Here is a 12790-nt window from a genome sequence, read left to right on the forward strand (position 1 = left end):
CCGCCATCGGCAACGGAGCCTTGCTTTTCATTGATAACTATTCAGGAAGTTGCTCAAACCCCATGTGATAAAGGGTAAAACCGAATATGTCTGAATACTGTTCAATGGTTTTTGAAACTGGCGTACCAGCACCATGCCCGGCATTGGTTTCAATACGGATAAGCTGAGGGTTTTCACCGCCTGCTTTGTCCTGAAGCTCTGCAGCAAATTTAAATGAATGCGCAGGCACTACGCGGTCATCATGGTCACCCGTAGTGATCAGCGTTGCCGGATAAGCCACGCCTTCTTCCACGTTATGAACCGGCGAGTAACCCAGCAAGTACTCAAACATTTCTTCGCTGTCGTTCGCAGTACCGTAGTCATACGCCCAGCCAGCGCCAGCAGTAAAGGTGTGATAGCGAAGCATATCCAGCACACCTACTGCAGGCAATGCAACGGCAAAGAGTTCCGGCCGCTGAGTCATAACCGCGCCGACTAGCAAGCCACCATTAGAGCCTCCACGAACCGCCAGTTGCTCAGACGATGTGTATTTCTCATCAATCAGGTACTCAGCTGCTGCGATAAAGTCGTCAAAAACGTTTTGTTTTTGCAGTTTAGTACCCGCTTTATGCCAGTCTTTACCGTATTCACCACCGCCACGCAGGTTAGCGACAGCGTAAACACCACCCATTTCTAACCAGGCTGCGTTAGCAATACTGAATGAAGGTGTCAGGCTAATATTAAAACCACCATAACCGTACAAAATTGTTGGGTTAGAGCCATCCAGCTCTGTTCCCTTTTTGTAGGTGATGATCATAGGTACTTCGGTACCATCTTTGGAAGTATAAAAGACCTGCTTTGATTCGTAGTTGGCAGAATCAAAATCAGCACCGGATTCAGCATAAACTTCAGAGCCGCCCTGATCCGGGTCGAATTTATAAATCGTTGACGGTGTGCTGTAGTTGGTAAAGGTGTAGTACAACTCATCCACTTCTTTTTTAGCTGAGAAGCCACCAATACTGCCCACACCCGGAAGCTGCACTTCACGAACCATATCGCCGTTATAAGCGTATTGTTTCACCTTAGCTACGGCATCGACCATGTACTCTGCAAAGATATAGCCCGCACCGGTTGATACGCTCAACACGTTTTCCGTTTCTGGAATAAAGTTTTCCCAGTTTTCAGGTGTTGGATTACTGGCATCAACGGTCACAACGCGCTGGTTTGGTGCGTCTAGGTTAGTAACCAGGTAAAGCTTTGAGCCATCGTTGTCCAATACACGGGTATCAGAGTCAGTATGATCCAGAATTGTCACCAGCTCGCTGTCTTCGTCAGTCAAGTCCTTTAAAAACAGTTTGTTGCCGGACGTAGAGTTTGCAGCAGAAATGAGCAAGTAGCGATCATCATCTGTTACCGAGCCGCCAACATAACGGTGTTTCTCAGCATCTGTTCCGCCAAAGACAAGTTTGTCTTCAGACTGCTCGGTACCCAACTCATGGTAATACAGCTTGTGCTGGTCGGTTTTTGCTGAAAGCTCGCTGCCTTCTGGCTTGTCGTAGCTGGAATAGTAGAAACCTTCATTGCCTACCCAGGACACACCGCTGAATTTGACATCGACTAATGGCTCTTCGAGCTGCTCCTTAGTTTCTGCATCAATGACAATAACTTTACGCCAGTCACTACCACCTTCAGAGATCGAATAGGCCGCTAACGAGCCATCATCAGAAAACGCTAACTGTGCCAGCGATGTTGTGCCGTCTTCACTAAAGGTATTAGGATCGAGGAACACTTCCGGCTCTTCATCACCTTTTTGGCGGTACACCACGTACTGATTCTGTAAGCCATCGTTTTTGTAGAAATAGGTATAATCACCCTCTTTAAACGGTGCGCTGATTTTCTCGTAGTTCCACAGTTCGGTCAGACGCGTTTCAATTTTTTCGCGATAGGGAATCGACTCCAGATGTGCGAAAGTCACTTCATTCTGAGCTTTAACCCAGTTTTCCGTTTCTTCACTGCGGTCGTCTTCTAACCAACGATAAGGGTCCGCCACTTCGCTACCAAAGTAGGTATCAACCACATCGCCTTTACGCGTTTCCGGATACGACATAGGTTGCGTATTCGCCTCTTTTTCCGTTTCAACATTTTGTGAACAGGCAGTCAGTAAGCTGACGGCTACGGCTCCCAGTAGATATTTCATTGTTATTATCCTTATTTGAATTTAACCACTTCGCCTTTTAAGGCTACCCCTGCCATTAAAAAGCCAGCACCGCACTGAAACTCCTCGGCACTGCTGAACTCATTATGTTCATAATTTGATTTAATGTTAATAACCGCATCGTAACCGTTATCACGTGCGTTGTCTTGTAGCACTTTTAATGCCGATAACAAAACCCATTCACAGGCTTCACGATCAGATTTATTGACCGCATTGGTTTTGCGACTGGTTGTGATAACCCCCATCGACTGAGCCACTTCAGGGTGTGACTGGCCGGCAAAGTAAACCGGAACATCGAGCAATGCTTCTTTGGCTTTACTGCTCTCCACGACCGGTTTCAGTTCCAACGTGACTAAATCATTTCTTGCTTCCGCCTGCACAGACAACAATGAGCTCAATAACACAGCAGCAATAACAAACAGTTTTTTCATTTTCTATTTCCTTATATTATTTTGAGTTATTCCAACGTTTAAAAATTAATGAGGTATTAATACCACCAAAAGCAAAATTATTGGTCATAACATAGTCTGTCTCGAGCTTTCGTCCATGACCGGTAATGTAATCAAGATCCCCGCACTCCGCATCGACATCGGTCAGATTCAATGTCGGCGCAAACCAGTTTTCCTGCATCATATGAATGCTTGCCCAGGCTTCAATAGTGCCGCAGGCACCCAAAGTATGTCCGAGATAGCTCTTCAACGAACTGATAGGCACTAAACGTTTAAATACGTTTGCAGTGGCATTGGACTCAGCAACATCACCGCGATCGGTCGCTGTGCCGTGCGCATTCACATAACCTACCTGTTCAGGCTTGAGCTCCGCTTGCTGCAGCGCCAATTGCATGGCCACCGCCATGGTATCTGCTGTGGGTTGAGTAACATGGGCACCATCCGAATTAGTACCAAAGCCAACCAGCTCGGCGTAAATTGTCGCCCCCCGTTCCTGAGCGTGATCCAGCTCTTCCAGAATAAAGGTTCCGGCGCCTTCGCCAATCACCAAGCCGTCGCGACTCTTATCAAAAGGTCGGGGCGTCTGCTCTGGTGCTTCATTGCGGGTGCTAGTGGCGTATAGGGTATCAAACACCACAGCCTCAGAAGGACACAAAGCTTCTGCACCGCCGGCAATCATGACTTTCTGATGGCCGTACCGAATGGCTTCATAGGCATAGCCCAAACCTTGAGAAGCGGATGTACAGGCTGAACTTGTGGTATGCACCCGCCCTTTCACACCGTAAAACACACCCAGATTAACCGCCGTGGTATGAGCCATACTCTTGATATAAGTGGTTGCATTCAAGCCGGTCATACCGCCATTTTCCAGCATATTGCCGAAGATTTTCATCTGCTCGGTATCACCGGTGGAAGAACCATAAGCAACACCACAACTTCCATCGCTAATACAAGGATGCTCTAATAACCCAGCATCAGTTAATGCCAACTCGGTCGCTCTTGTCGCCATTAGACTAACACCACTCATAGAGCGCACCGCTTTACGGGAATAATGCGAGGGTTTCTTAAACGCTGGCTGAATCGGTGCGGCCAAACGGGTGTTCAGCCCTTCAAAGCGCTCCCACCCGGGCATATTAACTACGGCATTTTTGCCGCTTTCCAGACGACTCCGAAAGCTTGACCAATTGTCACCAAAAGCTGTCAGACAGCCCATACCGGTTACGACCACACGTTTCATTAAACTAACCCACCATTAACCGAGAAAACCTGGCGCGTAATGTAAGCAGCTGACGGCTGAAACAGATAGCCAACCAAACCCGCGACTTCTTCCGGCTTACCTGCACGGCGCATGGGAATCATCGATAAAATTTCTTTCTCATGCTCTAGCTCACCGGTCATGTCTGTTTCGATAAGCCCAGGCGCCACACAATTAACGGTAATTTTGCGCTTGGCTAACTCCAGCGACAGTGCTTTAGTCGCTGCAATAACCCCGCCCTTAGAAGCGCTATAGTTAACCTGCCCGCGATTACCCGCAATACCGGAAACCGAGGCGATAGTGACCACACGGCCACCCCGCCGCTGTTGAATCATGGGCATAATTAACGGATGCAGTACATTATAAAAGCCGCCCAGATTAGTTTGCAGCACGCTGTCCCAGTCATCTTCCGTTAGTGAAGGGAAAGCGCCATCGCGGGTGATGCCGGCATTACACACCGCACCATAATAAGCGCCGTTATCTGCAATATCCTGTTCAATCGCCTGTCGGGCAGCTTCGCGATCACTGACATCAAACACCAATAAAGACGCCTGTTGACCCAGTACTTTAATTTCTTCTACAACCTGTTCCGCCGAGGCTTTGTCTGAGCGACAATGAATGGCCAAATCAAAACCATCTTTAGCCAGTTGCAGCGCAATTGCCCGACCAATTCCTTTACCGGAACCCGTGACAAGTACTCGTTCAGCCATACCTTCAACCATAATTTTCCTCTATAAATGCGTTTTCATCCGGTGGCTGATAAACATTCAGCCGAGCCTGTGCGATTACGTTGTCACCCTGGCGAATGTCACACTCAAAAACACTCAGCCCTGACGACTCAACATGCAGCTCTTCAACGAACACATCGTATCGCTCGCCCTGTTTGAAACTAACAACATCGCATTGATATTTCCGGCTTCCCAGTAGAAAGCCCAGCTTAATTTCACCGCCTGCGGCTTTATGCTGGTAACCCGCAACAGCAGCGATGCTTTGTGCCATGAGTTCAATGCCAACATGCGCTGGCAAGCCCTGAAGAGATTCGCTGTAAAACAAGTTATCGCTACTGACTGTTAGCCGACATTGCCCCTTGCCGGGTTCGGCCCAGCACAGTTCATCAATCAGCCGCATGGGGGGTTGGTGCTTAATCAGCTCGTCTAAATTATGCGCCATGTTGCTTTCCTCTGCTAAACACGAGAGACACATTGTTTCCGCCAAAGGCAAAGGAGTTGCTCAGACAATGCTCGACAGGATGCTGCAATGGGGCGCCCTGGTATAAATTGATATCGACCACTTCCGAATCTTTGATACCGTCCCAGGCATGCTTTGGCAACCCGTTTTGTTGAGTCAGCGCCAGCCAGCAGAACACCGCTTCAATAGCACCAGCGGCACCTAAGGTGTGCCCGGTCAGCGCCTTTGTTGAACTGGCCGGAACCTGCGCGGCACCCAGTTCATTTACTGCAAAAGCTTCCATTTTGTCGTTCAGTGGTGTCGCCGTGCCATGCAGGTTGATGTAGCTAAGTTGTCCGGCACTCAGCTCCGCATCTGACAACGCCCCCTGCATAGCCGCGAGGGCTCCCCGACCCTCTGGGTGGGGCGCTGACATATGGTGGGCGTCTGAGGTGGCACAGGCGCCGGTTAAGGTCACCTGAGCAGATTGCAGACGGTCTTCCTCGCGGGTTGCTATGAACAATCCGGCCGCTTCACCAATAGTAATGCCATCACGATTCGCGCTAAAGGGATTACAGCGCCCGGTCGACGTCGACTCCAGCGCTTTAAAACCATTTAAGGTCAGCTGACAAAGAGAATCAACACCGCCAACAACCACTGCATCGACCGTACCTGAGCGCAATAAAGACCGGCTACTCATAAAGGCACGGGCACTGGATGAACAGGCCGTAGAAATACTGTAAACCGGCCCGGTAATGCCCATTAATTCAGCGACACATTCCGCCGGTGCGAGCATTTCCTGCATTGCGTAATAAAACGAGTCAGGCAGGCCACCTTTTGTTTCATCATGTGCTAACGCTTCTTCACCCGAAGCGATGCCCGAGGTACTAGTGCCCAGAATCACACCGACCCTATCCGGCCCCAGCTTATTTATCAGCGCCTGCAGTGGCTCTTTAATTTGCTGTAAGGCCGCCGCAACCAACTGGTTATTCCGGGTTCGCATTGCCGGCGGCAGGCTTTCGATAGTTGGCAGTTTGTCATCCGCTACCTGCCCAGCAAATAGCGAGGTGCCATCGTTAGTAACGAAAGCAGACGCCCTCAAACCGGCCTGCTCGCCCGTTAGCGCTGCCTGCCAAATGGTCTCGCAATTGTGGCCCGGCGCACAAATTGCGCCCGGTTCACTCAGTGTCACTGTCATCGGTTTCTAATAACTCATACTCTAGGGTTGTTATCACCAATTGATAACCCATGGATTTATTCTGAATAACCCGTTGCTGACTGACATCGTCATTAGCCGATGACCATAGCAACTGATCGTTATGCCAAAGTTCACGTTTTGTCTGGGTGGTCTGTAAGCTCGCGCCGTTTAAATTTGCGTTCACACTATCGAGCGGCCAAAGCGCCATTTGTAAATCTGCCCACACCTGCAATGCCAGGCGGGAATTGTCAAAAGCTTCACTGCCCTTAAAGCTCACTCCGTCTGCCTTATTAAGCTCGCTACGGAACAATTCATGTCCAAGTGGAGACAACGCAACCAGCAACAGTTTCTCATTATCAAAAACAGCCGAAACCATAAAAGTGCGTTGCTGCTGCCCTTTTTGCCACTCTACTTTTTGCCATAGCTGCACCGATTTTTCCGGCCAGCTATGCTGCAATTGGTAACTCCCACCGGCCACGGACACCTGAACCGAGTGTCCACTCAGCGACTGACAACCAGCAATTAACGCAATCACAAGTAAAGAGCAGGCGCTTTTAAGAGATACTAGCCGCATAGCTCCGCCAATACCTTGAGTCGCCGTTCGCTATCGCGAACATAAGGGTTACTCGTATCCCACGCGTAACCCGCCAGAATCGAACAAATCATCGCTTTCACCTGCTGCTGTTGCTCCGGGTAAAAAATCACATCCTGAAAGCGGGTATCATACCAACCCTTTACAAAAGTGCGAAAGGTTGTGATACCCACACGCAGAGGGTCACTGTAGTGTTTCTGCCAGTCCTGGGGTTCGTTATTCAGCTCTTTTAACACCAACGGCACCGCCAGCGATGAAGACTGCATTGCAATGGTCACCCCCGAAGAGAACACTGGGTCTAAAAATTCACCCGCGTTGCCGAGCAATGCAAACCGGTCACCATATAAACGGTTAACATTAGCTGAATACCCGGTAATGCGTTGTTCAGAACGAATCACCTCGTATTCACCTAACACTTCTAGTAGATAAGGCTCTTCTCTCACCAATTTCCACAGCGCTTCTTTCTCGTTGTCGCTTTCTGAAAAATATTCACTGGCACCAACAACGCCAATACTGGCAGTACCGTCCGCAAAAGGAATGAGCCAGTACCAAATTTCAGGGTTCTGTGGGTGCACTGTGATAAGAATTTTGGTTCGGTCGAAGTCTCCGCCGGTGAGTTCAGATTTCACATGACAGAAAACAGCCTGACGCACAGGAAAGTCCGACGGCGACTCTAACGACAACAAGCGCGGTAATACTCGGCCAAAACCACTGGCGTCCAGTACAAACCGGGCCTTTGCTTGCATCGCTCCAACGTCACTGAATAAACTCAATTTGACCGCATCCGGGTCACTAAAATCAATGGCTTCCAGCTCAACACCGTGTCTGATTTCAGCGCCTTTCTCTGCTGCGCCCTGCGCCAGTAGCTGGTCAAAATGCTCTCGTTTAACCTGATAAGTCGTACCTGGGCCTTCACTGTATTTTTTACGGAAATCAAAGTTAACCTTGTTACCCTGATGATAAAAAGCCGCGCCTTCTTTGTACTGAAACCCCAACCGCCCGGCGTTTTCCAGCACCGTGTCCAGCAACCCGGCTTCTTCAAGAAAGGTCATGCACTGGGGTAGCAGGCTTTCGCCAATAGAAAACCGCGGAAACTCCTGTTTCTCAACCACCAACACACGCTTTCCGGCCTTTGCCAACATAGCAGCAGCAGTTGCCCCTGCGGGCCCTGCACCAATAATTGCCACATCATAAACCGATTCCTGCATGATTCTTTCCTTAGCTATCAGGCGACTCTATTATCAACGGACTGAACAGGGCACTCATAAAGACCCCAATTAACACAATAACTCCAAAAGCTGCGATTGCAGGCGTAGCACTGAAACTTAACGCACCAAAAGCGACCATGGTAGTGAAGGCGGAAAGGTAAATGGCCTGCAGCGCATGCTGCCGCTCTAAACGCCCGGCGCAGAAAACGCCGTAGTCAATGCTGAGCACCAATACGAACATAGCGCCAATACAGTGAAACAAGTTCAGAGGTTGTATTAGCTGAGCCAGCAGCAACGCCGTCGAGACAGATAGCGTCATAACACAGACAACCTGCCAGGCCGCCTGAACACGCTGCTTATGCCCCTGCTGCGAACGTAAAAATAGTGCCAGTATGGGTAAAGAAACCAGTAGCAGTGCTATGAGCCATAGCTGCATGGAATGGCGATACTCGGTCAATGCATCTGAAGCGTGCTCAATAGGGTTAAAGTGCTCCAGTCTGCCCGGCTTCTCTTTAATATCATCCGCACTAAAAGGCTGTTTTAGCCGGACAACACTCATCCAGCCCGCTTCCATTGGATATAAAAATTGATTTTGTAAGGGATGCTCTGGCGACTCACTGGCTCGTATAGGCTGGCCGATACCTAACCATTGCAGATAGTCTTCGCCGACCTGGCTATTAAAGAGGTTTTGCTGATCTTGTAGCAACTGCTGTTGTTCTGACACCGGCACGACGTAGTGATATAAGCTAACACTACCCTCAATACTTCGCAGACTAGCCGTTCGTTCAAGTGCGTCCTGACGTGTTTCCCCCGCTACCAGCAATACATCAGGCTGAAAATAAAAGTCCGTGGTTTCTCGCAGGTGATTTTCCTGTTGTAGCAAAGACTCCGGCGAGCTGGCCAGTAACCGGACGTTATCATTAGCGGTAAATGACCACACCAGCAGGCCCAGGGTGGCCAGAGCCATCACGCTTAACCAATGTGTTGTGGTTTTATGTCGCATCTGCCGATAAAGCTTGGTCATACCCAGACAGAACTGTTGCCAGCGCGGGGCCGGCTCTTTTGGTTCTGGCAACCAGGGTAACGTTACCACCACCAAAGTTATGGCAGTGAGTAAGGCTGTTGCCATAAAAATACCCAGCTGCTGCAATAAGGGTAAAGGTAATAGCAAAAGCAAAACGTAACCCACAACGGTGGTTAAACCGCTGAGCCATAAAGCCGGTTTCAGTGCAGACCAGGCCTTTTCCCCATGGCTGCGTGCAATAAAGCCATGAATAACATAATCAATGCACAAGCCGATAAAGCTGGTCGCAAAAACCAGCATTAACACATGAGGCTGGGTACTAAACAATAAGGTAATCAGGAGTCCGGTGGCTGCCGACACCCCCAGCAAGAACAGCGTATAAAGCAACTGCTGCGCCGAACGGAAAACCCAGAGTAACAACGCCAGAACCAGCAAAAGAGACAATCCGCCAAACCAGGTCATTTCCTGTTTGGCTTGCTTCGCCGCCGCATCGGAATGAAACAGCAGACCGCTTCGATACACCTTAATGTTGGGCAGTTGAGCCGAGACTTTAGCGGTAAAGTCATTGATAACCTGAACTGATCGCCCGGACTGATTCACACTTAATGCATCGCCTGCAATACGCAGCGGCACCAACACCTGGTGAGTTGACTGAGAGGTTCGGGTATAAAGCCCACCGTGGCTCTCATACCCCGGCATTAAATCGGGCAATTGCTGTATAAACCGCTGTGTCAGTAAGAGCGGGTCCTGCTGCAGTGACGTTAAAACCGGCGCCGGACTTTGTAAGGTCTTTTGGGCGTTGGTTATCAAGGCTTCATAATCACCACTTGCAAGCATTTGTCTGTCGCGCTGTGTCGCTAAGCGCCCGGCCTGTTGTTGATAAAAAGACAGCACAGCCTCTGGGTTTGTCATTTCAGCCAGTTGGATAACCGACTCAGCACGGAGCAGTATGCTCAATTGTTGCTGCACAACATTGAGGATTTCGGTGTCCTCATATTGCTGCGACTCAAAGCCCAACAGCAGTTGCTGCGCATTCGGCTGCTGGTTTTCTAAGTAACTGCGCTGTAAGTCAGACACCTCGTTTGGCAGAGCGTCGGCCAGGCTGCTGCTCCACTGCGTATTAAACAGCTGGGCTGACAACGCAGCAGCGACGCCAACAGTGAACACAAATAACAGCAGTAATCGAGTCGCCGTTGCAGCGCGCGCACCCTTCATTGCATCTTACCTTTTGCTTAGTTCAATGCGGGTCGTGTTACCGTTTTGCTCAAACAGCTCCACAAGCTCAACGCTATTGGCACCACAGCTGTGTATTTTTTCAATCACACTGGCTAGCGCATCTCCTTTCGGTACCATCATCACGCAACCTTCTTCCACCGAAAGGCGAAACTGCTGTTTCAGTACCGCTTTATCCTGTTGCAAAATAGCCAATAACAGCTGCGCAATGGTGTCACTGCCACTGACAGAGCCTTCACTGCCTTGTTCAAAAATGCCCTGACGATTGATGATCAACTGTTGTTGCTGTGGTTGTTCTGTTGTCCAGACTATTTCATCCGTACTAATATCCAGTTGCCCCGAACTCACCAAAGGTCTCGGCAGCCCTGACAACTGTTTTTTCTGATGGAAGTCCAGCGACAGCGGCAACGGCTCTGATTGCTTCTCTAGTGCCGACAGCGCCTTTAACGAGTTATCGTCCTCGGCAGAAGTAACTGCTGAGACCATAAAGAACACCGTTGCCACCAATAAACGCATCATGAGCGCTCAACCCCCAGCTTTTCAAACACAATGTCAGGGGATTCAAACAGCATTTCGCGCGTTTTTTTACACACGGCTACCTGCACACTGGTGGCTTTGGTTAAAAGCTCGTTACTCTCAACACAGCGAATTTCATAGTTCATTTTAAGTCGATGCTCCCACTCCACCAAAGTGGCCGTCACCCGAATGTGCTGCCCGTAAGTAGCCGACGCAACATACTTTAAACGCAAATCAACAATCGGCCACAAATGGCCATTCGCTTCCATATCGGGGTAGTCATAATTGAAGGTACGTAACAACTCGCTGCGCGCCATTTCAATGTATTTTATGTAATGCCCGTGCCAGACAACATGCATGGCATCGACATCGAAAAAAGGAACATCAATAATCAAACTGGCTTGCTTCATGCTGGCTCCTGATACAAGTTCCAGGCTTTTAAGCGTAACTGGGTCAACCAATAGCGCAACTCCGGCTCTAACTGGCGGTCTTCGGTCAGCAACTCAAACTCGCTGGCCAGGCTTTCAATCATTTCAACAACACCAGACGATGGGCTTACTAGCTTGTCCGTCATGCGCTTGCGCAACTCAACACCTTGGTAAGCTGCCAGCAAGGTTGCGATAACTACCTGTTCGGTCAATTCCAAAATACGGATGCAGTCACGAGCCGCAATAGTGCCCATGCTCACTTTGTCCTGATTGTGGCATTCGGTTGAACGCGAAAAAACACTGGCGGGCATGGTTAGTTTCAATGCCTCAGCGGTCCAGGCTGAGCAGCCAATTTGCACCGCTTTAAAGCCGTGGTTAATAGCCTTGCGCTCACCTTCCGCCGCAGACAAGTTAGAGGGCAACCCGTGGTTCATTTTTGTGTCCATTAACAACGCCATTTGCCGGTCGTGTAAATCTGCCAGGTTCGCTACAGCAGTTTTCATCGAGTCCATCACCATAGCAATGTGACCACCATAAAAATGACCGCCGTGCAGAACATGCTCTCCCAAACCATCAATAATCGGGTTGTCATTGGCACTATTTAATTCGTTTTCTATGGTCTCTTTAAACCACGGCAAACTGTCCTTAAGTACACCGATAACATGAGGCGCGCAACGAATGGAATAACGGTCCTGCAGACGCGATGAATTTCTCGGATGCTCCACATGGTTCAGGTCTTGCTGGATCCAGCTGGCTACCTGTTGCTGCCCTTTATGAGGTTTTACAGCAAAAAGCAGGTCATCAAAATGGTTACTGTTGCCTTCCAGCGCAATACTGGCCAATGAGGTAATGCGGCTGGATAACCGAGTTAGATACTCCGCTCGGTCCCACGCCAGGCAAGCCAAAGCCGTCATCACGGCGGTACCGTTCATAATGGCCAGGCCTTCTTTGGGTCGCAGTTTGTGAACCGGCATTCCGAGCTGTTTAAAGGCTTCAGCACTGTTCATCACTTTATTGCGAAACCGTACGTCACGCTCACCAATGAGAGCACCGGCAATGTAAGACAATGGAGTTAAATCGCCGCTGGCACCAACGCTGCCCTCTTTTGGAATAAGCGGCAGCATGTTTTCGTTCAGCATCACCACCAAGCGTTCCAGCAATTCCCAGCTGACACCGGAATAGCCTTGTGCCAGCGAGCTTAAACGGGTTGCCAGAATGGCACGGGTTTCCTGTTCATCAAAAGTATCGCCCAAGCCGCAGCCATGAAATCGCGTCAGATGAATAGGCAACTCGTTAACCAGGTTCTCCGGTACCGATACGGTGCAGCTGTCGCCATACCCCGTTGTAACACCGTAAATCACGCCGTCCTGCTTTAACAGATCATCCAGAAAACGGACACCGGCATCGACTTTTTTGACAAACTCCGGTGCATCGCTTAATGCCACCTGCGCTTTGCCATTGGCTATTTCTACCACGTCTTTAATGGTCAACGGGCGGCCACCAAAGGCTATAATCGATGTCGTCAT

Annotated in this window: 12 protein-coding genes; all 12 read right to left on the reverse strand. The window is 49.6% G+C overall.

The window, feature by feature from the left end:
- Window positions 1–37: 37 nt before the first annotated feature.
- From CWI78_RS06325 to CWI78_RS06380, 12 genes are read right to left on the reverse strand one after another with little or no spacing between them, the layout of a single operon-like run.
- Entirely contained in the window at window positions 38–2176 is a 2139-nt protein-coding gene (locus CWI78_RS06325) for a prolyl oligopeptidase family serine peptidase (protein ID WP_126781340.1), read from the reverse strand.
- An 11-nt stretch (window positions 2177–2187) separates the two neighbouring features.
- Window positions 2188–2625, reverse strand: a complete 438-nt coding sequence (locus CWI78_RS06330; RefSeq protein ID WP_126781342.1) for an excinuclease ABC subunit A — start codon at window positions 2623–2625, stop codon at window positions 2188–2190.
- Window positions 2626–2641: 16 nt separating this feature from the next.
- A complete protein-coding gene (locus CWI78_RS06335) occupies window positions 2642–3880 on the reverse strand; it encodes a beta-ketoacyl-ACP synthase (protein WP_126781344.1) in 1239 nt (412 codons plus the stop codon).
- The gene (gene fabG, locus CWI78_RS06340; RefSeq protein ID WP_126781703.1) at window positions 3880–4608 is read right to left on the reverse strand and encodes a 3-oxoacyl-ACP reductase FabG; all 729 of its coding nucleotides are present in this window, start codon (window positions 4606–4608) and stop codon (window positions 3880–3882) included. Before fabG ends, CWI78_RS06335 begins: the two co-directional genes overlap by 1 nt.
- A gap of 4 nt (window positions 4609–4612) precedes the next feature.
- Complete coding sequence (locus CWI78_RS06345) at window positions 4613–5068, reverse strand: hotdog family protein (protein WP_126781346.1); 456 nt, start codon at window positions 5066–5068, stop codon at window positions 4613–4615.
- The gene (locus CWI78_RS06350) at window positions 5058–6263 is read right to left on the reverse strand and encodes a beta-ketoacyl-ACP synthase (protein ID WP_126781348.1); all 1206 of its coding nucleotides are present in this window, start codon (window positions 6261–6263) and stop codon (window positions 5058–5060) included. Before CWI78_RS06350 ends, CWI78_RS06345 begins: the two co-directional genes overlap by 11 nt.
- Window positions 6244–6837, reverse strand: a complete 594-nt coding sequence (locus CWI78_RS06355) for a DUF3261 domain-containing protein (RefSeq protein WP_126781350.1) — start codon at window positions 6835–6837, stop codon at window positions 6244–6246. Before CWI78_RS06355 ends, CWI78_RS06350 begins: the two co-directional genes overlap by 20 nt.
- On the reverse strand, window positions 6828–8063 hold the full coding sequence (locus CWI78_RS06360; protein ID WP_126781352.1) for an NAD(P)/FAD-dependent oxidoreductase: 1236 nt from the start codon (window positions 8061–8063) through the stop codon (window positions 6828–6830). Before CWI78_RS06360 ends, CWI78_RS06355 begins: the two co-directional genes overlap by 10 nt.
- A 10-nt stretch (window positions 8064–8073) precedes the next feature.
- On the reverse strand, window positions 8074–10302 hold the full coding sequence (locus CWI78_RS06365) for an MMPL family transporter (RefSeq protein WP_126781354.1): 2229 nt from the start codon (window positions 10300–10302) through the stop codon (window positions 8074–8076).
- A 6-nt stretch (window positions 10303–10308) separates the two neighbouring features.
- Window positions 10309–10839, reverse strand: coding sequence for a LolA family protein (locus CWI78_RS06370; RefSeq protein ID WP_126781356.1), 531 nt, complete (start codon window positions 10837–10839; stop codon window positions 10309–10311).
- Window positions 10836–11246, reverse strand: coding sequence for an acyl-CoA thioesterase (locus CWI78_RS06375; protein ID WP_126781358.1), 411 nt, complete (start codon window positions 11244–11246; stop codon window positions 10836–10838). Before CWI78_RS06375 ends, CWI78_RS06370 begins: the two co-directional genes overlap by 4 nt.
- On the reverse strand, window positions 11243–12790 hold the full coding sequence (locus tag CWI78_RS06380) for an HAL/PAL/TAL family ammonia-lyase (protein ID WP_126781360.1): 1548 nt from the start codon (window positions 12788–12790) through the stop codon (window positions 11243–11245). Before CWI78_RS06380 ends, CWI78_RS06375 begins: the two co-directional genes overlap by 4 nt.

The organism is Idiomarina ramblicola, assembly GCF_003987255.1.
In the GTDB taxonomy this organism is placed as follows: domain Bacteria; phylum Pseudomonadota; class Gammaproteobacteria; order Enterobacterales; family Alteromonadaceae; genus Idiomarina; species Idiomarina ramblicola.